Raw genomic sequence first — 19,820 nt, 5'->3', positions numbered from 1 at the left:
CGCGCGCGGCCGTCCGGGTTAGCTCTCGTAGTCTATCACATGCCGAAGCTGTTTTTCGTATTCCAGCGCCTTGCCGGTGCCGAGCGCCACACAATTCAGTGACTCGTCGGCGACCGAAATGCCCAGCCCTGTCTGCTCGCGCAGCGCGAGATCCAGCTCGCCCAGCAGCGCGCCGCCGCCCGTCAGCATCACGCCGCGGTCGACAATGTCGGCGGCCAGGTCTGGGGGCGTGGCCTCCAGCGCGGTCATCACCGCCTCGCAGATCTGCTGCACCGGTTCGGCCAGCGCCTCGGCGATCTGGGCCTGGTTGATCTCGATTTCCTTGGGCACGCCGTTCAACAGGTCACGGCCGCGGATCTGCATGCTGGCGCCGCGCCCGTCATCGGGCATCCGCGCCGAACCGATCGAGGTCTTGATGCGTTCGGCTGTCGCCTCGCCGATCAGGATGTTCTGCTGGCGGCGCAGATAGTTGATGATCGCGTCATCCATCCGGTCGCCGCCGACGCGGACCGACCGCGCATAGACGATGTCGCCCAGCGACAGAACCGCAACTTCTGTCGTGCCGCCGCCGATATCGACCACCATGTTGCCGGTGGGATCGGTGATCGGCATCCCCGCGCCGATGGCCGCCGCGATCGGTTCGGCGATCAGCCCGGCACGTCGGGCACCTGCCGACAGCACCGACTGGCGGATCGCGCGTTTCTCGACCGGGGTCGCGCCGTGGGGCACGCAGACGATGATCTTGGGTTTGGTGAAGGTGGTGCGCTTGTGGACCTTGCGGATGAAATACTTGATCATCTCTTCGGCCACGTCGAAATCGGCGATCACGCCCTCGCGCATCGGCCGTATCGCCTCGATGCTGCCGGGGGTCCGTCCGAGCATGAGCTTGGCATCCTCGCCGACGGCCAGAACCTGCTTGCGCCCGTCCTTGACGTGGAAGGCCACCACCGAGGGCTCGTTCAGGATGATGCCGCGTCCCTTGACATAGACGAGCGTGTTTGCCGTGCCGAGGTCGATCGCCATATCCGACGAGAACAGACCGCCAAAACCTACCATGGAGACATCCAGCGCTTGAGGAGATTGCCCGCGATTCCGTATGTCGGGCCGCGTCACGTTATAGGCGTTTGGCGCCACAAGGGTAAAGGGCGCATTGCACGCCGCTGCGGCGCATTTTCGCCGCTTGCACTTATCGAACAATCGAACTGGTCAATGCCGCCTGACTGCCGAAATTTACTATCACTATTCCTGCTTTTGATGTTCCGGGGCGGGATGTCGCGTCCCACCCCGGACCTGGCTGCCGGTCTCAGACGGCCGCCCTGGTATCATCCGGCCGGGTCTTTTCGCGCCGTACCGCCAGGCGATTCAGGGCGTTCACATAGGCCTTGGCGCTGGCCACGACGGTGTCGGTGTCCGACGCCTGGCCGGTCGCGATGAATCCATCCTCGCGCAGCCGAACGCTGACCGTGGCCTGGGCATCGGTGCCCCCCGTGACCGCGTGCACCTGGTAAAGCTCCAGATGCGCGTGGTGGTGGACCAGTTCCTTGACCGCGTTGAAGGTGGCGTCCACCGGCCCGTCACCCTGCGAGGTGACCCGCTGTTCAATGCCGTCGATCGACAGGATCAGGTCGGCCGATTGCGGCGCCTCGGTGCCGCAGATCACCCGCAGGAACTTGACCTGGATGCGGTCGTGTTCGGCGTCGAGGTCGCTGTCGCGCATCAGCGCGATCAGGTCGTCGTCGTAGACCTCTTTCTTGCGGTCGGCCAGCGCCTTGAACCGCACGAAGACGTCGTTCAACTGGTTGTCGCCCAGGTCGTAGCCCAGTTCCTTGAGCTTGGCGCGCAGGGCCGCCCGGCCCGAATGTTTGCCCATCACAAGGTTGGTGGCGTTCAGCCCGATATCGGCGGGGCGCATGATTTCGAAGGTTTCGGCGTTCTTCAGCACACCGTCCTGGTGGATACCGGACTCATGGGCGAAGGCGTTCTTGCCGACGATCGCCTTGTTGTACTGCACCGGAAAGCCCGACACGGTCGAGACCTTGCGCGAGATCGCCATGATCCTCGTGGTGTCGATCCCAGTGCGGAACGGCATGATGTCGTTGCGCACCTTCAGCGCCATCACCACCTCTTCCAGCGCGGTGTTGCCGGCCCGTTCGCCGAGGCCGTTAATCGTACATTCGATCTGGCGGGCGCCCGCCTCGACAGCCGCCAGCGCGTTCGCCGTCGCCATGCCGAGGTCGTTGTGGCAATGGGTGGCAAAGATCACCTCGTCGGCGCCGGGAACGCGCTCCAGCAGCATCCGGATCAGGTCGGCGCTTTCGCGGGGCGCGGTATAGCCCACCGTATCCGGAATGTTGATCGTGGTCGCGCCGCAGCGGATCGCGGTCTCCACCACCCTGCACAGGTAGTCGTGTTCGGTCCGTGTCGCGTCCATCGGCGACCATTGCACGTTGTCGCAGAGGTTGCGGGCGTGGGTGACGGTGGCCTGGATCTTCTCGACCATCTCGTCCTGCGTCAGCTTGGTGATGTCGCGGTGCAGGGGCGAGGTGCCTATGAAAGTGTGTATACGCGGACGGCGCGCATGCTGCACCGCTTCCCACGCGCGGTCGATATCGGCGAAATTGGCGCGTGCCAGCCCGCAGATCACCGCGGTCCGGGCCTGCCTGGCGATGGCGCGCACCGCCTCGAAATCACCCTCGGACGCGATTGGGAATCCCGCCTCGATGATGTCGACGCCCATCTCGTCGAGCATCGCGGCGATTTCGAGCTTTTCGTCGTGGGTCATCGTCGCGCCGGGGCTTTGCTCGCCATCGCGCAGCGTCGTGTCGAAGATCAGGACCCGGTCCTGTTCGGTCTTGTCGGTCATTGTGGAATCTCTCGTGTTGGTCTTAGCCGGAAGGGTCGTGGCGCGGAACGGGATCCTCTGAGCGGTCGCGCCGGGACGGCACGCTCAGAGGCGGCTAAGCAGCAGCAGGCCAAGCGGCAGCGCGCGCGGGGCGCGGGCGGCGGCAATGATGTGGGCCTTACGTTCCATGGCGACCAGTATAGGCATGCCGACACCAAAGGAAAGCGGAATCGCCGGGGCTTGTGTCCGCCCGCGTCCGCCCTAGCTTGGCCGCGATGGAACGGGCCCTGGTCATAGGCGCCTCGGGCGGGATCGGCACCGCCCTCTGCGCGGCACTTGCCGACCGGCTGGGTCCGGGCGCGGTCACGGCCCTGTCGCGCCGCGATGACGGGCTGGACCTCACCGATGAGGCCAGCATCGCCCAAGCGCTGGGCGCGCTGAGCGGCCCGTTCGACCTGATCCTTGTCGCAACCGGCATGCTCGACGGCGCGGGCCAGCCGCCCGAAAAGACGCTGAAGGTCCTTGCCCCCGAGGCGCTGGCCCACCAGTTCGCTGTGAACGCGGTGGGCCCGCTTCTGGTGCTGAAACATGCCGTTCGCCTGATGCCGCGCGAGCGTCGCGCGGTCTTTGCCGCCCTTTCGGCCCGTGTCGGTTCGATCGGGGACAACCGGCTGGGCGGCTGGTATTCCTATCGCATGGCCAAGGCGGCATTGAACCAGGGGCTGCACACCGCGGCGATCGAGTTGGCGCGCTCCCATCCTCATGCGGTCTGCGTTGCGCTGCATCCGGGCACGGTCGCCACGCGGTTTACCGCCGAATATGCCGGGCGGCACCGGACGGTCGCGCCCGCCGAGGCGGCGTCGAACCTCTTGGCGGTTATAGACGGGCTTGGACCAGAGCAGACCGGCGGGTTCTTCGACTGGTCGGGCCAACGGGTGCCGTGGTGAGCCGGCTCGTCCTTGTTCTCGGAGACCAGCTGTCCCCCGGGTTGTCCGCCCTGCGCCAGGCCGACAGGGCGCAAGATCTCGTGGTGATGGCCGAGGTGATGGAAGAGGCGTCCTATGTCCGCCATCACCCCAAGAAGATCGCATTTACCTTCGCCGCGATGCGCAAGTTCGCCGCGCGTCTGCGGGCGGAGGGTTGGCGCGTCGCGTATACAAGGCTCGACGACCCTGCGAACAGCCAGAGCATCCCCGGCGAACTGCTCCGCCGCGCGGCGGAGCATGGCACGGACGCGGTGCTGGCCACCGAGCCCGGCGAATGGCGGCTGATCAGGGCGCTGGGCGAACTGCCGCTGGCGCTTTGCCAACTGCCCGACGACCGGTTCCTGTGTTCCCATGCCGGGTTCGATGCCTGGGCCGAGGGGCGCAAGGTGCTGCGGATGGAGTATTTCTACCGCGAGATGCGGCGCAAGACCGGCCTGTTGATGGAGGGCGACGCTCCGGCCGGGGGCAAGTGGAACTTTGACCAAGAGAACCGCAAGCCCGCGCGGGACGACCTTTTTCGCGCGGGGCCGTTGCGCTTCGACCCCGGTGAGACCGTGAAAGAGGTGCTGGACCTCGTCGACGAGCGGTTCCCCGACAATTTCGGCCGGCTCCGGCCGTTCTGGTTCGCGACCGATACCGGGCAGGCCGAGGCCGCGCTTGACCATTTCATGCGCCACCATCTGCCGTGCTTTGGTGATACGCAGGACGCGATGCTTGCGGGCGACCGGTTCCTTCACCACGCCCTGATCTCGCCCTACCTGAATGTGGGGCTTCTGGATCCGCTGGATGTCTGCCGCCGTGCCGAGGCCGAGTACCTGGCAGGCCGCGCGCCGATCAATGCCGTCGAAGGGTTCATCCGCCAGATCCTTGGCTGGCGCGAATTCGTGCGCGGCATCTATTTTCGCGAAGGGCCCGGCTATCCGGGACGCAATGCGCTGGGCCACCGGCGCAGCCTGCCCGCGTTCTACTGGGGGGCCGGGACGCGCATGAACTGCCTCGCGCAGGTCGTCGCCCAGACCCGAGACGAGGCCTACGCCCACCACATCCAGCGGCTGATGGTGACGGGGAATTTCGCGCTTCTGGCCGGGGTCGATCCGGCCGAACTGCACGAATGGTATCTTGCGGTCTACGCCGATGCCTATGAATGGGTCGAGGCGCCGAACACCGTGGGGATGAGCCAGTTCGCCGACGGCGGGATCGTGGCGTCCAAGCCCTATGTCTCGTCCGGGGCCTATATTGACCGGATGTCCGACTACTGCCGGGGCTGCGCCTATTCGGTCAGGGCGAAGACGGGGCAGGGGGCCTGCCCGTTCAACCTGCTCTACTGGCATTTTCTCGACCGCCACCGCATCAGGTTCGCGGGCAACCCGCGCATGGTGCAGATGTACCGAACATGGGACCGGATGGACGCGGGGCGGCGGGCCGAGATCCTGCGCGATGCAAGTGTATTCCTCGATCGTCTTGACGAGGGTGCGGCGGTCTGAGCGGCAAGATACGCCTGGACGGTTCCTGCCCGTTTGCCCGCACGGCGTGGCACTATCCGAGAAGCGCCCGGATCACCAGGAATGTCACCGCTGACAGCGCCGCCGCCGCGGGCACCGTGACCACCCAGGCCGCGACGATGGTCATGAAATGGGACCGCCGCACCAGCTTGCGGCGCCGTCGTTCCTCGGGCGGCAGTCGTTTCGTGGCCGGTTGGGTCATGCTGGCCTTGCGGACGCGTCGCTCGACATGCCATTCGCGGAAGAACCCGACGCCGAACACGCCCCCCACCGCGATGTGAGTCGAACTGACGGGCAGCCCCAGCCACGAGGCCACGATCACCGTGACCGCGGCTGACAGGGCCACGCAATAGGCGCGCATCGGGTTCAGCTTGGTGATCTGGCTGCCGACCATCCGGATCAGCTTGGGCCCGAACAGCACCAGCCCGAACGAGATGCCGAAGGCACCGATCACCATGACCCAGACGGGAAGCGCCACCGTGGCGGCGAAATCGCCCTCGCCCTGCGCGTGGACGATGGCGGCCAGCGGCCCCACGGCGTTGGCCACGTCGTTCGCCCCGTGGGCGAAGGACAGAAGCGCGGCCGAGATCACCAGCGGAAAGCCGAACAGTGCCTTGAGCGACTTGTTGCGGTTCTCCATGGCGTTGGACTGGCGGCGGATCGCGGGGATCGCGACCAGCCAGGCGGCCAGTCCGACGGCCAGGCCGATCGCAAGCGCGTGGCCCAGGCCGATATCGGCAACCCGATTCAGCCCCTTGAGGGCGAGGTAGGCGGCGAAGGCCCCGGCCATCAGCCCGATCAGAACCGGCACCCAGAGGCGTGCCGCGGCGATCTTGTCCTCGACATAGATGATCCGCCACTTGATGAAGGCGAGCACGGCAGCCGCGATCGCCCCGCCCAGAAGCGGCGAGATCACCCAGCTTGCCGCGATGCCGCCCATGGTCGGCCAGTTCACCGCCGACAGGCCCGCCGCGGCGATGCCCGCCCCCAGCACGCCGCCCACGACCGAATGGGTGGTCGACACCGGTGCGCTGAGCCAGGTGGCGATGTTCACCCAGATGGCGGCGGACAAAAGCGCCGAGAGCATTGCCCAGGTGAAGACCTGCGCATCGGCAACCCCGGCCGGGTCGATGATGCCCTTCGAGATCGTCGAGACCACGTCGCCGCCCGCGATCAGCGCGCCCGCGCTCTCGCAGACCGCCGCAATCGCGATGGCGCCCGCCATGGACAGGGCGTTCGCGCCAACGGCGGGGCCCATGTTGTTGGCGACATCGTTCGCACCGATGTTCAGCGCCATGTAGGCGCCGAAGCCGGCCGCGGCCACGATGAACAGCGTGCCGGGGCTTTGGCCCGTGATGACCATGGCTGCCAGTGCCGCAAGCACGATGAAGGCCAGCGAGATGCCCACGCCCACCAGCGGGCGCGAGACGTGCATCGTCGCATATTCGACCCGCGAGAACCGGTTCAGGTCCTTGTCGAGCGTGCGCCACTGGTTCGTCTTGTGTGTGTCCGACACCATGTGCGCGGCCTTTCGGGGTCTTCAGCGGGGCGTCTCAGGCGCCCCGCGCCTCATGCGGACAGCACCGCCGGCAGGTTTCTCAAAAGCGCCTTCAACTCGGGCTCGTCGACCGCGTCCGCGGCCTGGTCCGGGCGCATCCAGCAGCGCGTGCGTTCGGCCGCCTCGGGGAAGCCGTCCTCGAGCGTCTCGACCTCGATGGCGAAGACGTTGACATCGGTCGCGACCGGCACGCCCCCCTTGAGGCGCTTGGTATAGCGGTAGCGGCCGATCGCATCCGGGCGGACATGGCGCGGTCGCACGCCCGCCTCTTCCCAGGCTTCCTGTGCGGCCATGTCCGAGGCGCCGAAACCGGCCTTGGGCCAGCCCTTGGGCAGGATCCAGCGGTGCGTGTCGCGCGAGGAGATCAGCAGGATCTCGGGGGCCTCCCTCGGGCCGCGATAGCACAGCGCTGCCACCTGGAAGCGCGCGGGGCGCCCCAGCAGCGGCAGGATGAGCGTATTCCAGACCCGTTTCAGCATGGCCGCCGGCGCAGATTGTTCCAAGCCGGGGCTGTTAGCACCGAAACGGCCCCCAAGGCAAGGCGACGACGGCGCGGTATGCCGCCCCCGGCTATTCCGCCGCCACGGGTTCGGGGCCGATCAGACCGACGATGTCGAACATGATGCGGTTCAGCTCGAAATCCTTGGGCGTATAGACCTTGGCAACGCCCATCGCCCTGAGGCGCTTTTCGTCCTCGTCGGGGATGATGCCGCCGACCACCACGGGGATGTGCATCAGGTCGTTGTCCTTCATCAACCGCATCAGTGCCTCCATCAGCGGGATGTGGCTGCCGGACAGGATCGACAGGCCCACGATGTCAACGCCCCCCTCCTTGGCCGCGGCGACGATCTCGGCCGGGGTCAGGCGGATGCCCTCGTAGGTGATGTCCATGCCGCAGTCGCGCGCGCGGGCCGCGATTTGTTCGGCCCCGTTCGAGTGCCCGTCGAGGCCCGGCTTGCCCACCAGCAGCTTGGGGCGGCGGCCCAGCCGGCCGGTCAACCCGTCGACCGCCGCGCGGATCTCGTCCAGGCCCTCGGTGCGGTTTGAGGGGCTTTTCGAGACGCCCGTCGGGCCGCGATACTGGCCGAAGACGGCGCGCATCACGTCGCCCCATTCGCCCGTCGTCGCCCCGGCCCTGGCCGCCGCAATCGAGGGCGGCATGATGTTGGCGCCGGCGGCGGCGGCCTCGCGCAGCGCCTTCAGCGCGGCCTGGACCGCGGCCTCGTCGCGCGCCGCGCGCCACGCGTTCAGCCGGGCGATCTGCTCGGCCTCGACCGCGGGGTCCACGACCATGATGGAATCGTCGCCAGAAGTCAGCGGCGAGGGCTCGGCCTCGGTCCAGCGGTTGACCCCGACCACGACGGTCTGGCCGGTCTCTACGCCGACGATGCGTTCGCCGTGGCTCTCGACCAGGCGGGACTTCATGTATTCGATGGCCGCGACCGCCCCGCCCATCGCGTCGATCTGCTGAAGTTCCGACCGTGCGTTGGCTTTCAGTTCTTCGACTTTCGCAGTGACCGCCGGGTTGCCGTCGAAGAGGTCGCCATATTCCAGAAGGTCGGTCTCGTAGGCCAGGATCTGCTGCATCCTGAGCGACCATTGCTGATCCCACGGCCGCGGCAGGCCGAGCGCCTCGTTCCAGGCCGGCAGTTGCACCGCGCGGGCGCGGGCGTTCTTTGACAGGGTCACCGCCAGCATTTCGATCAGGATGCGGTAGACGTTGTTCTCTGGCTGCGGTTCGGTAAGCCCGAGCGAGTTCACCTGCACGCCATAGCGGAAGCGGCGGTATTTCTCGTCCTCGACGCCATAGCGTTCGCGGCAGATCTCGTCCCAGAGTTCCACGAATGCGCGCATCTTGCACATCTCGGTCACGAACCGGATCCCGGCGTTCACGAAGAACGAGATGCGGCCGACCATGTCGGGGAAGTGCTCGGGCGCGATCTTGCCCTTGAGATCGTCCAACACCGCGGTTGCGGTTGCCAGCGCGTAGGCCAGTTCCTGTTCCGGCGTCGCCCCCGCCTCTTGCAAGTGGTAGGAACACACGTTCATCGGGTTCCACTTGGGCAGGTGCTCGCGTGTATAGGCGGCGACGTCGGTTATCATCCGCAGGCTGGGCTTGGGCGGGCAGATATAGGTGCCGCGCGAAAGGTATTCCTTGATGATGTCGTTCTGCACAGTGCCTTGCAGTTTTCGAACATCCGCACCCTGTTCCTCGGCCACCGCGATGTAGAGCGCCAACAGCCACGGCGCGGGCGCGTTGATCGTCATCGAGGTGTTCATCTGTTCCAGCGGGATGGCGTCGAACAATGTGCGCATGTCGCCGAGATGCGCCACCGGCACGCCGACCTTGCCAACCTCGCCGCGTGCCAGTTCATGGTCGCTGTCATAGCCGGTCTGGGTCGGCAGGTCGAAGGCCACCGAAAGCCCGGTCTGGCCCTTTGCGAGGTTGCCGCGGTACAGCGCGTTCGACGCCTTGGCGGTGGAATGGCCCGCATAGGTGCGGAACAGCCAGGGTCTGTCCTTGGTCGTCTCGGTCATGGCGCGCCTCGCATGTCGGGTGGCAAGAAAATTACGCTCTCGCGGTGATACGGGAAAGAATCTGGCCATGTCAATTCGCTGCGTTGCGGCACGCGGCGCAGCGAAAGAGACATAAAATTGCTCCGAGAGGCCTGTTCCCTGTTGCAAAGTTGCGTGTTGAATTCTATCTGACCGTGACGCGGGGTGCGATTCTGCGCCGCGGCGAAAACATGAGCGACATGGAGGCTCCGATGGCACTCGACACCAACACGTCCGTCGTCCCCTACGACGCGCCCGAGAAGGATCTGTACGAGGTCGGCGAAATGCCGCCCTTGGGCTATGTCCCGGCCAGAATGTATGCTTGGGCAATCCGCCGCGAGCGCCACGGCGAGCCCGACAAGAGCTTTCAGGTCGAGGTGGTGGAAACTCCCTCGATCGACAGCCACGAGGTACTGGTCCTGGTGATGGCTGCGGGCGTCAACTACAACGGCATCTGGGCAGGTCTCGGCGTTCCCGTATCGCCGTTCGACGGCCACGGTGCGCCCTATCACATCGCCGGCTCCGATGCCTCGGGCATCGTCTGGGCGGTCGGCTCGGCGGTCAAGAACTGGAAGGTGGGCGACGAGGTCGTGATCCACTGCAACCAGGACGACGGCGACGACGAGGAATGCAATGGCGGCGACCCGATGTTCAGCCCCAGCCAGCGGATCTGGGGTTACGAGACGCCGGACGGATCGTTTGCCCAGTTCACCCGCGTGCAGGCGCAGCAGTTGCTGCCGCGGCCGAAGCACCTGACCTGGGAGGAATCGGCCTGCTACACGCTGACGCTGGCCACGGCCTATCGGATGCTGTTCGGCCACCATCCGCACGAACTCAAGCCCGGCCAGAACGTGCTGGTCTGGGGCGCCTCGGGGGGCTTGGGATCCTATGCGATCCAGCTGATCAACACCGCCGGCGCCAACGCCATCGCCGTGATTTCCGACGAATCGAAGCGCGACTTCGTCATGGGCCTGGGCGCCAAGGGCGTCATCAACCGCAAGGACTTCAAGTGCTGGGGGCAGCTGCCCAAGGTGAACACCGACGAGTACAAGGCCTGGTTCGGTGAGGTGCGCAAGTTCGGCAAGGCGATCTGGGACATCACCGGCAAGGGCGTGAACGTCGACATGGTGTTCGAGCATCCGGGCGAGGCGACCTTTCCGGTCTCGACCTTCGTGGTCAAGCGCGGCGGCATGGTGGTGATCTGCGCCGGGACGTCGGGATTCAACCTGACGATGGACGCGCGCTACGTCTGGATGCACCAGAAGCGCATCCAGGGCAGCCATTTCGCACACCTGAAGCAGGCCGCCGCCGCGAACCGGCTGATGTGCCAGCGCCGTCTGGATCCCTGCATGTCCGAGGTCTTTACCTGGGCCGAGATCCCTGCGGCGCATGTCAAGATGCTGCGCAACGAGCACAAGCCCGGGAACATGGCGGTGCTGGTGCAGGCGCCGCGTACGGGACTCAGAACCTTCGAGGACGTGCTCGAGGCAGGCGCGGGCGCCTGAACCGCGAACCCGACTCACCGTCCCCAACACCTGATCGTGATGGCCCGGACCGGCGCAAAGCCCGGTCCGGGCCCTTCTGTCACCCTGGTGCTTTTGCCGAATCGTCGGCTGCTCGGCAAATCATGGCCTTGCCAAACCGCCCCCTCACCATTTCTGGGGAGAAAAAATCAGCGAATTTCGAGGAAAGTTAACTCGTGCTATGCTTGTGTTTACGTTTCATTAACCACTTGGAGACGAAAACGATGAAACACGAGTGGCTGATCGACATTCTCGGGGACCTCAGGAACTATGCCCGTAAGAACGGGTTGGCCGCTCTGTCCGAGGAACTCACTACCTGCCAGGCGCTGGCGGCGGTCGAGATCTCCTCGATGGATGAAGCGCCCGCTTGGGCAGAGGTCGGGGGAAGCGGTGCCTACAGGGCGCCGTTGGGTGTGAAGTCGGGAGATGAAAGACGTCTTAGAATCGTTCCTCGACCGCTTGCAACAGGCAACGACGCTTGAGCATCTGCAACTTGCGACCGAGGACCTTCGGGACCATTACGGCGTCTCTCACGTCGTCTATCACTGGGTGAACAGCGTCGGAGAACGCTACGGGGCAGGCACATACAGCACGGATTGGGTCGACCGCTATCTCGAGTGCGACTATCTCAGGATGGACCCGGTCATCCTTGGCTGTTTCCAGCGATTCCACCCGGTCGACTGGAAGCAACTGGACTGGACGACCAGATCGGCGCGCGCCTTCTTTGCCGATGCGGTCGCCCACGGGCTTGGCAATCAGGGGTTTTCGGTCCCGATACACGGCCCGAAAGGGCAGTTCGCCCTGTTCACAATGAACCATGCCTGCCCGGACACCGAATGGGAGGCGTTCATCGCCACCCACAAGCGCGATCTGATCCTGGTCGCGCACGACTTCAACCGCAAGGCTCTGGAATTCGAGCGGGGGACCAACCCGGTCCCCACCGCGGCGCTCTCGCCCCGTGAACTGGCGGCGATGACGCTGCTTGCCAAAGGACTGAGCCGTGCCCAGGCAGCCGAGCAACTGGACATCTCCGAGCACACGCTGAGGGTCTATATCGAGGCTGCACGGCACAAGCTTGGCGCGTTGAACACGACCCATGCAGTGGCACGGGCGCTCAGTGCCGGCTTGATCGTGCTCTGATTGACAACCGCCCGAGATCGAATCGCAATTTTTTCACGTTTTGTTCTCGTGCGCGCGATGATTTAGGGCAATAGTAACCACCCCCCTCGTAGTTTCTTGCCTGTCAGCGGCTGGTAAAAGGCTACTCCACATGCTTCGTTACATCTACGGTTCCGACCTGCACAAGCATCCCCTTCTGCGCGACACGATGTTCCGCGATCGGGCCATCCAGTTCCACGAGCGTCTGGGCTGGGACGTGTCGGTGAACGACAAGGGCGAAGAGCGCGACCAGTACGATGCGCTGAACCCGCTTTACGTCATCTGGGAACAGCCCGACGGGCGGCATGGCGGTTCGATGCGCTTCCTGCCGACCACGGGGCGGACCATGGTGAACGAGCATTTCCTGTTCGCCACCGACGGTGTCCGGATCGAAAGCCCGCTGATCTGGGAATGTACCCGGTTCTGCCTGTCGCCGGATGCCGGGCGCGAGGTCGCCGCGGGTCTCGTGCTGGGCGCGGGCGAACTGATGGCGAATTTCGCGCTGGAACACTTCGTGGGCGTGTTCGATCCGCGGATGGAGCGCATCTACCGCCTCTACGGTGTCGAACCCGATGTGATCGGCAAAGCGGGCGAGGGCAAGGACCAGATCGGCGTCGGTCTGTGGGAGATGAAGCCCGAGGCCTGGCCGCGCACGCTGTCGCGGCTGGGGATCACCCGCGAGACCTCGCTCGACTGGTTCCGGACGTCTTTCGCGGCGAACGCACCCGAAAAAAAGCGCATGCTCGAGGCGGCCTGATCGCGCTGGCACCCCGCGGGCGGGGCCTGTAGGCTCCGCCCATGACGCTTGCCCCCCTTACCTTTTCCGACGACCAGGCCGAGGCGCACGACCGGGTTGCCGAGATGCTGCACGGCGTGGGCATCGATATCGACGCCGGACGTCTGAGCCCTCGGGCGGACGGAACAGGGGCACTGCTTGCCATCACCGGCAAGGCGGGGTCGGGCAAGACCATGCTGCTGGCACGCCTCGTCGCGGCGTTGGCGGACGCCGGGGTCGAGACCGTCTCGGGCGATTACGAGGGGCGGCGGCGGCGCGACCGCCGGACGCTTGCGATCCTCGCGCCGACCAACAAGGCGGCGAGCGTGCTGCGCACCCGCGGCGTGCCCGCCACGACCATTCACCGGATCATCTATACCCCGGTCTACGACCCCGAATACGAGAAGATTGCCGAGTGGCTGACCGGCGAGGGTGCGCGCCCGTCGGTCGAGGGTCTGACCGAGGCCGCCCTCGACCGGGCCTTTGCCTTCTACCAGGGGGTCAAGTCCGTGCCCGGGGCGCTGGCTGCGGCGGGCCTGCGCGGCAGCGATTTCATCCGCGGCTGGAAGCGGCGCGAAGAGCCCCTGGACATCGGTTTCGTCGACGAGGCCTCGATGCTGGACGAGCGCCAGTTCGAGGACCTGAAGGAACTGTTCCCGACACTGGTCCTGTTCGGTGATCCCGCCCAGCTTGCCCCGGTGAACCAGTCGGGCAAGCTGGTGTTCGACGACCTGGCACCCGACTGCAAGCTGACGCTGCACCGGGTCCACCGGCAGGCGGACGACAACCCGATCCTCGACCTCGCCCACGCCCTGTCCGATCCAGGCCTCGATTTCGAGGCGTTCGAACGGATGATCGAGACAGCGGCCGCCCGCGATCCCCGGGTTCAGGTGGCGCCGCGGGTCGATTCCGACCTGATGGCACGCTCGCCGGTGCTGGTCTGGCGCAACGCGACCCGAATCCGGCTGATCCACGCCTTCCGCCAGGCCCACGGGGCGCCCGAGGACGCGCTGTTGCCGGGCGAGCCGCTTGTTTGCGACGGGATCGAACTGCCCTTGAAGCATCGCAAGAAGCGGCTGGACCTCGAGGCGCGTGGGCTGATCAAGGGGGCGCAGGTGATCTATCTGGGGCCCGGCCGCAAACCCGGGTTTTCGCGGCTGCACGTCATCGGGGCGGAAGAGCCGCAGATCTCGGCCGCCTCGATCGTCAAGATCGAACTGCCCGAGGAAGAGGAGCCTTTCATCCCCTTCGCGGCCACCATGGGCGCGGCCTTCCTGCACGGGGCGGCGGTGACGATCCACAAGGCGCAGGGGTCACAATGGGAAGATGTGCAGGTCTTTGCGCCCGACCTCTATGCCGCGGCGCGGGCGGGCCGTAGCGAGGCCGGCCAACCGCTGTGGAAGCGACTTGCCTATGTCGCGATCACCCGGGCCGAAAGGCGGCTGATATGGGTCACCCGTTACCGGCTGGCCCGACCGGCGCGGCCGCTGTCGACCGACGATCTGGTTGCAACCGCCGCGCCGCTGACTCTGTCCGCCGAGATCGACGAGGTATAGGTTCAGCCCCGGACAAGCCGGAACACGGCCGAGGCACCCCAGCCCGCGGCGATCGCGACCGCCAGCGACAGGATGCCGTAGATCAGCGGCTGGTCGTGGGCCAGCAGGAAGACCCAGCGTTCCAGCCCCACCTTGCGGACGCCGATCGCGGTCTCGAAAGCGTCGATTACCTCGCCTTCCCGGGTCAGGAAGATGCGCGTGCGATAGTCGCCCTCGGTCAGGTTCGCCGGCAGCGCGATCGAGGTGCTGAACAGCGTGTCCTCGGACAGTGCCACTGCGCCGGGCAGATCCTGGTAAAGCCCCTTGCGGCTGCGGATGCGGATCAGCGCCTCGACGAAGCTGTCGACTTCGCTGGCCTCATCGGCCGCGCCGGCCGGGCCGACGGCGCGGATCGCGCGCGGGATCGAGACCTTGTGAAGCGTGTCCTGATCCTCGGTCAGCGCCTCGGACAGGGGCGCCGTTGCAGCGACCGCGTAAAAGCTGGGGGCCGCGCCAATCCCGACCGCCTCGGTGTTCACCCAGATGCCAAGGCGCCGTTCCTTGCGCCGCACGGTGACAGGCATCGACGGCCCCGCGACCGTGACCACCACATGCAGCGCCCCGTCGGGCAGCGGCGCTTCGCGCTTGACTGCGCCGAAGATCAGGATCTCCGAGCCCGCGAAATTCGTGGTGATCGCCACGCGGGTCTGGCTGAGCCCGGCCACGACCTGTTCGGCCCGGGCAGGCAGGGCAAGGATCAGGCACAGCAGGAACAAGGTCGCCAGCCTCATTGCGCCTCCGCGATCGAGTAAAGCTCGGCCGGTTCCAGCAGCAGGTCGAGCGCGATCTTGCCGCAGACGGCCAGCACCAGCAGCGCCAGCAGGATGCGCACCTGCTCGGCCTTGAGCCGAAGGCCGATCTGGGTGCCTATCTGCGCCCCCACGACGCCACCGATCAGCAGCACGAGCGCCAGGCCAAGGTCGACGGAGTAGTTCGTCACGGCATGCAGCAGCGTGGTAAAGCCGGTAACGAAGATGATCTGGAACAGCGAGGTGCCCACCACCACCTTGGTCGGCATCCCCAGCAGATAGATCATGGCGGGCACCATGATGAACCCGCCGCCCACCCCCATGATCGCGGCGAGGATGCCCACCGCGGCGCCCACCAGAAGCGGCGGGATCACCGAGATGTAGAGCCCCGAGGTGCGGAACCGCATCTTGAACGGCAGGGCGTGGATCCAGCCGCGCTGGCGCCGCTTGGTCGCGGGCTTGCCGCGCCGGCTTCGCCGGATCGCGCGCAGGCTCTCGACCAGCATCAGCGCGCCGATCACGCCAAGAAAGACGACATAGCAGAGCTTGACCAGCAGATCGACCTGGCCCTGTGCGCGCAGCAGATTGAAGATCGCGATACCGGCGGCCGCGCCGATCAGGCCGCCGATCAGCAGCACGGTTCCCATCCTGAAATCGACGGTCTTGCGCCGCAGATGCGCCAGAACGCCGGAAAAGGACGACGCGACGGTCTGGTTGGCCGATGTCGCCACCGCCACGGCCGGAGGGATGCCCACGAAGAAAAGCAGCGGGGTGATCAGGAACCCGCCGCCCACCCCGAACATGCCCGACAGGATGCCCACGATGCCGCCGATGCCCAACAAAAGAAAGGCGTTCACGGAGACCTCGGCGATGGGCAGGTAGATCTGCATATATGGTCCCTAGAGCCTTCTGCCCCCGGCTGGCAAGCCGCAGCGCGGCCGTCAGCGTTCCTTTACATAGGGCTCGCCCCCTGCACGCGGCGGGATCGCGCGCCCGACGAATCCCGCCAGGATCACTACGGTCAGGATATAGGGCAGCGCATCCATAAGTTGCACCGGCAGCGGCACGCCACCGATCTGAAGGTTCTGATAGCGCAGTGCGATCGCTTGCAAGAGCCCGAACAGCAGCGTGGCCCACAGCGCGTGCCACGACCGCCACTTGGCGAAGATCAGCGCCGCCAGCGCGATATAGCCCCGGCCCGCCGTCATGTCCTTGGTGAACCCCGCCTGCAGCGCGGTGGCAAGATAGGCCCCCGCGATCCCGCACAGCACCCCGCAGATCGCCACCGCCGCATAGCGCGTCGCGACGACCGAAACACCCGCGGTGTCCAGCGCCTCGGGGCTTTCGCCGACCGCGCGCAACCGCAGCCCGAAGCGCGTGCGGTAAAGAAGCCACCAGGTAAGGGGCACCATGGAGAAGGCGAAATAGACCGGGATCGTGTGTCCCGAGATCAGGTCGTGGTAGATCGGGCCAAGGATCGGCACCGGCCGCACCGTGTCGGCAAGGGGCAGGGTGATCGCCTCGAACCGTGCGCCGCCCAGCAGCGAGGGCGTACGGCCACCCTGTGCGAACCAGTCCTGGGCGATTACCACCGTCAGCCCCGCCGCGAGAAAGTTGATCGCCACCCCCGAGATCAGCTGGTTGCCGCGAAAGGTGATCGAGGCCAGCCCGTGGACCCCGGCCAGCACCATCGACGCGGCGATGCCGGCGGCCAGCCCCAGCCAGACCGAGCCGGTGACCGCCGCGGTTGCCGCCGAGAAGAAGGCCGCCATCAGCATCTTGCCTTCGAGCCCGATGTCGAAGATGCCTGCGCGTTCGGAAAAGAGCCCGGCCAAACAGGCCAGCAGAAGGGGCGCGGCCAGCCGCACGGTCGAGTCGAGGACCTGCAGGATCGTGGCGAAGTCCATCATGTGCGCCTTTTCCGCAAGGCGAGGAAAAGCCGCTCCAGCGGCATCCGCACCATGTTGTCGAGGGCGCCCGTGAACAGGATCACCAAGGCCTGGATCACCACGATCAACTCGCGCGGGATGTCGGTCCAGAGTGCCAGTTCTGCACCGCCCTGGTAGAGAAAACCGAACAGGATCGCGGCGAGCAAGACGCCGAACGGGTGGCTGCGCCCCATCAGCGCCACCGCGATGCCGATGAAGCCCGCCCCCTCGACCGAGTTCAGCACCAGCCGCTCGGCCTCGCCCATCACGGTGTTGACCGCCATGAGGCCGGCAAGTGCCCCCGAGACCAGCATCGTCAGCATCACGACCCGGACGGGCCGGATGCCGGCATAGATCGCGGCGGGTTCGGAATGGCCATAGGCGCGGATTTCATAGCCCAGCCGCGTGCGCCAGATCAGCAGCCAGACCAGCAGGCAGGCGGCCAGCGCGATGAGAAAGGCGATGTTGGCGGGTGCAGCCTTGGAAAACGGGATGCCGACCAGGGCCAGCAGGTCGTGCAGCGTCGGCAGGTGGGTGCCCGGCGGAAACCTTTCGGTCGCCGGGTCCATCGACCCCTGCGGGCGCATGACATTCACCAGCATGTAGTTCAGCACCGCCGCGCCGATGAAGTTGAACATGATCGTGGTGATCACGATATGGCTGCCGCGTTTCGCCTGCAGCCAGGCCGGGATCGCCGCCCAGGCCGCGCCGAACAGCGCTGCCGCCAGCACCGCCGCGGGCAGCGCCAGCACCCAGTGCGGCCAGGGCAGCGCCAGACAGACCAGCGCCACGCCAAGGCCGCCCAGCGTCGCCTGCCCCTCGCCACCGATGTTGAACAGCCGCGCGTGAAACGCCACCGCCACGGCGAGCCCGGTGAAGATGAAATTCGTCGCGTAATAAAGCGTGTAGCCCCAGGCATAGGTCGATCCCAGTGCGCCCGTGACCATCATCCTGACCGCGGCCAGGGGATCCTCGCCGATGGCGACGATCACCACCGCGGACAGAAGGAAGGCCAGCACCAGGCTGATGAGCGGGATCAGCACCACATCGGCCCATCGCGGCATCACGTCCCGCATCAGGCCACCTCCGTCCGCATGCCCGTCATCATCAGGCCAAGCTCGGTCTCGTCGGTCTGGTCCGGCCGCCGCTCGCCCATGAGGCGGCCATCGAACATCACGGCGATCCGGTCGGACAGCGACAGGATCTCCTCCAACTCGACGCTGACCAGCAGCACCGCGCTGCCTGCATCGCGCAGGTCGAGGATGCGCTGGTGAATGAACTCGATTGCGCCGATGTCGACACCGCGGGTGGGCTGGCCGACCAGCAGCAGGTCGGGATTGCGCTCGATCTCGCGGGCCAGCACGATCTTCTGCTGGTTGCCGCCCGAGAAGTTGCGGGCTGCAAGGTCCGGGTCGGGCGGGCGCACGTCGAACCGGGCCATCTGCTCGGCGGCACGCGCGCGGATCGCGGCGTTGTCCATGAGTGCGCGGTTCCTCTGGCAGGCCGGGTCGTGGTGATAGCCGAAGACGAGGTTCTCCCACGCGAAGAAATCCATGATGAGCCCCTCGCGCTGGCGGTCCTCGGGCACATGGGCGATGCCGCGCGCGCGCCGCGACCGGCCGTCGGAATGGCGCCCCGTCAGGTCGATCTCGGCGCCTTTGACCCGGACATTGCCCGTTGCGGGCGTGATGCCCCCCAGCACCTCCAGCAGCTGCGACTGCCCGTTTCCCGCCACCCCCGCGATCCCGAGGATTTCTCCGGCGCGCACGCTCAGCGACACGCCTTTCAACCGCTCGACCCCGTCGTCATCCGTCACCCGAAGGTTCTCGATTTCAAGTATCGTCTGGTCGGGGGTCGCGGGTTTCTTGTCCAAACGCAACAATACCTTCCGGCCGACCATCAACTCGGCCAATTGCTCGGGGCTGGTCCTTGCCGTCTCAAGAGTGGCGGTCATCTCGCCGCGCCGCATGACGGAAACCGTGTCGGTGATCGCCATGATCTCGCGCAGCTTGTGGGTGATCAGGATGATCGTCTTTCCTTCGGACTTGAGGTTCTTCAATATCCGGAACAGGTGGTCGGCCTCGGTTGGCGTCAGCACGCCTGTGGGTTCGTCGAGGATAAGGATATCGGCCTGCCGGTACAGCGCCTTGAGGAGTTCGACGCGCTGCCTCATGCCGACTCCCAGGTCCTCGATCCTGGCATCCGGGTCGACGTTCAGCTCGTAGTCCCGGGCCAGCCGTTGCAGAGTGTCCCGCGCCCTGGCGAGCGCGGGCTTCAACAGCCGCCCTTCCTCGACCCCGAGGATCACGTTCTCCAGCACGGTGAAGGGTTCGACCAGCTTGAAGTGCTGGAACACCATGCCGATCCCGGCGCGGATCGCGGCCTGGCTGTCGGGGATCGTGACCCGGCGGCCGCCAACCAGGATCTCGCCCGCATCGGCCTTGTAGAAGCCGTAGAGAATCGACATCAGCGTGGACTTGCCCGCGCCGTTCTCGCCCACGATGCCATGGATCGTGCCCGGCATCACCCTGAGCGAGATGTCCCGGTTCGCCTGCACCGTTCCGAAGGCCTTGGAAATGCCCCTGAGTTCGATGGCGGGGGCGGCGTCCGGGTGCCGCCCCGCTGCCGGGGCCTCTGCCCCCGCCATC

General features: G+C 66.3%; 16 protein-coding genes. 6 read left to right on the top strand and 10 right to left on the bottom strand.

The genetic code is table 11. From position 1 onward, the window contains the following. Window positions 1-18: 18 nt before the first annotated feature. Both EV655_RS00290 and EV655_RS00285 read right to left on the bottom strand, forming a co-directional pair. Window positions 19-1,056 carry a rod shape-determining protein gene (locus tag EV655_RS00290; protein ID WP_132540057.1) on the bottom strand — a complete coding sequence of 346 codons (1,038 nt, stop codon included), beginning with the start codon at window positions 1,054-1,056 and terminating at the stop codon, window positions 19-21. Window positions 1,057-1,303: 247 nt separating this feature from the next. After that, window positions 1,304-2,863, bottom strand: coding sequence for a 2-isopropylmalate synthase (locus EV655_RS00285; protein ID WP_132540054.1), 1,560 nt, complete (start codon window positions 2,861-2,863; stop codon window positions 1,304-1,306). 254 nt (window positions 2,864-3,117) lie between these two features. Here EV655_RS00285 and EV655_RS00280 point away from each other — a divergent pair, with 254 nt between their 5' ends. Both EV655_RS00280 and EV655_RS00275 read left to right on the top strand, forming a co-directional pair. Next, window positions 3,118-3,789, top strand: a complete 672-nt coding sequence (locus tag EV655_RS00280; RefSeq protein WP_132540051.1) for an SDR family NAD(P)-dependent oxidoreductase — start codon at window positions 3,118-3,120, stop codon at window positions 3,787-3,789. Beyond that, window positions 3,783-5,312 carry a cryptochrome/photolyase family protein gene (locus EV655_RS00275; RefSeq protein ID WP_132540048.1) on the top strand — a complete coding sequence of 510 codons (1,530 nt, stop codon included), beginning with the start codon at window positions 3,783-3,785 and terminating at the stop codon, window positions 5,310-5,312. Before EV655_RS00280 ends, EV655_RS00275 begins: the two co-directional genes overlap by 7 nt. 52 nt (window positions 5,313-5,364) lie before the next feature. Here EV655_RS00275 and EV655_RS00270 read toward each other — a convergent pair whose 3' ends face one another. From EV655_RS00270 to EV655_RS00260, 3 genes are all read right to left on the bottom strand, one after another. Then, complete coding sequence (locus tag EV655_RS00270) at window positions 5,365-6,849, bottom strand: inorganic phosphate transporter (protein WP_424511289.1); 1,485 nt, start codon at window positions 6,847-6,849, stop codon at window positions 5,365-5,367. Between the two features lie 50 nt (window positions 6,850-6,899). After that, the gene (locus EV655_RS00265; protein WP_132540045.1) at window positions 6,900-7,367 is read right to left on the bottom strand and encodes an NUDIX hydrolase; all 468 of its coding nucleotides are present in this window, start codon (window positions 7,365-7,367) and stop codon (window positions 6,900-6,902) included. Window positions 7,368-7,458: 91 nt separating this feature from the next. Further along, the gene (locus tag EV655_RS00260) at window positions 7,459-9,426 is read right to left on the bottom strand and encodes a protein meaA (RefSeq protein WP_132540042.1); all 1,968 of its coding nucleotides are present in this window, start codon (window positions 9,424-9,426) and stop codon (window positions 7,459-7,461) included. Between the two features lie 230 nt (window positions 9,427-9,656). Between EV655_RS00260 and ccrA the strand changes: the two genes are divergently transcribed. The 4 genes from ccrA to EV655_RS00240 all read left to right on the top strand — a co-directional run bounded on the left by ccrA (window position 9,657) and on the right by EV655_RS00240 (window position 14,456). Beyond that, window positions 9,657-10,949, top strand: a complete 1,293-nt coding sequence (ccrA, locus tag EV655_RS00255) for a crotonyl-CoA carboxylase/reductase (RefSeq protein WP_132540039.1) — start codon at window positions 9,657-9,659, stop codon at window positions 10,947-10,949. Between the two features lie 444 nt (window positions 10,950-11,393). After that, window positions 11,394-12,107 carry a helix-turn-helix transcriptional regulator gene (locus EV655_RS00250; RefSeq protein WP_132540036.1) on the top strand — a complete coding sequence of 238 codons (714 nt, stop codon included), beginning with the start codon at window positions 11,394-11,396 and terminating at the stop codon, window positions 12,105-12,107. Between the two features lie 130 nt (window positions 12,108-12,237). Further along, window positions 12,238-12,882, top strand: coding sequence for an acyl-homoserine-lactone synthase (locus EV655_RS00245; RefSeq protein WP_132540033.1), 645 nt, complete (start codon window positions 12,238-12,240; stop codon window positions 12,880-12,882). Between the two features lie 41 nt (window positions 12,883-12,923). Next, window positions 12,924-14,456 (top strand): AAA family ATPase, encoded by a 1,533-nt coding sequence (locus EV655_RS00240; protein WP_132540030.1) that lies wholly within the window; start codon window positions 12,924-12,926, stop codon window positions 14,454-14,456. A gap of 2 nt (window positions 14,457-14,458) precedes the next feature. On the opposite strand, the gene EV655_RS00235 is transcribed toward EV655_RS00240, so the two are convergent. Genes EV655_RS00235 through EV655_RS00215 form a run of 5 tightly spaced genes read right to left on the bottom strand, consistent with a single transcriptional unit; the run spans window position 14,459 to window position 19,819 of the window. After that, window positions 14,459-15,226 carry a TIGR02186 family protein gene (locus EV655_RS00235; RefSeq protein WP_132540028.1) on the bottom strand — a complete coding sequence of 256 codons (768 nt, stop codon included), beginning with the start codon at window positions 15,224-15,226 and terminating at the stop codon, window positions 14,459-14,461. Next, entirely contained in the window at window positions 15,223-16,134 is a 912-nt protein-coding gene (locus EV655_RS00230; protein ID WP_132540025.1) for a sulfite exporter TauE/SafE family protein, read from the bottom strand. Before EV655_RS00230 ends, EV655_RS00235 begins: the two co-directional genes overlap by 4 nt. Window positions 16,135-16,185: 51 nt before the next feature. Continuing rightward, window positions 16,186-17,151 (bottom strand): ABC transporter permease, encoded by a 966-nt coding sequence (locus tag EV655_RS00225; protein WP_132541088.1) that lies wholly within the window; start codon window positions 17,149-17,151, stop codon window positions 16,186-16,188. Beyond that, complete coding sequence (locus tag EV655_RS00220; protein WP_132540022.1) at window positions 17,151-18,248, bottom strand: ABC transporter permease; 1,098 nt, start codon at window positions 18,246-18,248, stop codon at window positions 17,151-17,153. Before EV655_RS00220 ends, EV655_RS00225 begins: the two co-directional genes overlap by 1 nt. Continuing rightward, a complete protein-coding gene (locus tag EV655_RS00215) occupies window positions 18,248-19,819 on the bottom strand; it encodes an ABC transporter ATP-binding protein (RefSeq protein ID WP_132540019.1) in 1,572 nt (523 codons plus the stop codon). Before EV655_RS00215 ends, EV655_RS00220 begins: the two co-directional genes overlap by 1 nt. Window position 19,820 lies beyond the last annotated feature (1 nt).

Origin of the sequence: Rhodovulum euryhalinum (assembly GCF_004342445.1) — a bacterium.
Taxonomy (GTDB): Bacteria; Pseudomonadota; Alphaproteobacteria; order Rhodobacterales; family Rhodobacteraceae; genus Rhodovulum; species Rhodovulum euryhalinum.
Note: the sequence above shows the minus strand (reverse complement) of the source record. Positions and strands in the feature narration are given on the sequence as shown.

Excerpts from the sequence above, each read along its gene's own strand:
- EV655_RS00290 (WP_132540057.1), bottom strand. The coding sequence starts at position 1,056 with ATGGTAGGTTTTGGCGGTCTGTTCTCGTCGGATATGGCGATCGACCTC.
- EV655_RS00285 (WP_132540054.1), bottom strand. The coding sequence starts at position 2,863 with ATGACCGACAAGACCGAACAGGACCGGGTCCTGATCTTCGACACGACG.
- EV655_RS00280 (WP_132540051.1), top strand. The coding sequence starts at position 3,118 with ATGGAACGGGCCCTGGTCATAGGCGCCTCGGGCGGGATCGGCACCGCC.
- EV655_RS00270 (WP_424511289.1), bottom strand. The coding sequence starts at position 6,849 with ATGGTGTCGGACACACACAAGACGAACCAGTGGCGCACGCTCGACAAG.
- EV655_RS00265 (WP_132540045.1), bottom strand. The coding sequence starts at position 7,367 with ATGCTGAAACGGGTCTGGAATACGCTCATCCTGCCGCTGCTGGGGCGC.
- EV655_RS00260 (WP_132540042.1), bottom strand. The coding sequence starts at position 9,426 with ATGACCGAGACGACCAAGGACAGACCCTGGCTGTTCCGCACCTATGCG.
- ccrA (WP_132540039.1), top strand. The coding sequence starts at position 9,657 with ATGGCACTCGACACCAACACGTCCGTCGTCCCCTACGACGCGCCCGAG.
- EV655_RS00250 (WP_132540036.1), top strand. The coding sequence starts at position 11,394 with ATGAAAGACGTCTTAGAATCGTTCCTCGACCGCTTGCAACAGGCAACG.
- EV655_RS00245 (WP_132540033.1), top strand. The coding sequence starts at position 12,238 with ATGCTTCGTTACATCTACGGTTCCGACCTGCACAAGCATCCCCTTCTG.
- EV655_RS00240 (WP_132540030.1), top strand. The coding sequence starts at position 12,924 with ATGACGCTTGCCCCCCTTACCTTTTCCGACGACCAGGCCGAGGCGCAC.
- EV655_RS00235 (WP_132540028.1), bottom strand. The coding sequence starts at position 15,226 with ATGAGGCTGGCGACCTTGTTCCTGCTGTGCCTGATCCTTGCCCTGCCT.
- EV655_RS00230 (WP_132540025.1), bottom strand. The coding sequence starts at position 16,134 with ATGCAGATCTACCTGCCCATCGCCGAGGTCTCCGTGAACGCCTTTCTT.
- EV655_RS00225 (WP_132541088.1), bottom strand. The coding sequence starts at position 17,151 with ATGGACTTCGCCACGATCCTGCAGGTCCTCGACTCGACCGTGCGGCTG.
- EV655_RS00220 (WP_132540022.1), bottom strand. The coding sequence starts at position 18,248 with ATGCGGGACGTGATGCCGCGATGGGCCGATGTGGTGCTGATCCCGCTC.
- EV655_RS00215 (WP_132540019.1), bottom strand. The coding sequence starts at position 19,819 with ATGGCGGGGGCAGAGGCCCCGGCAGCGGGGCGGCACCCGGACGCCGCC.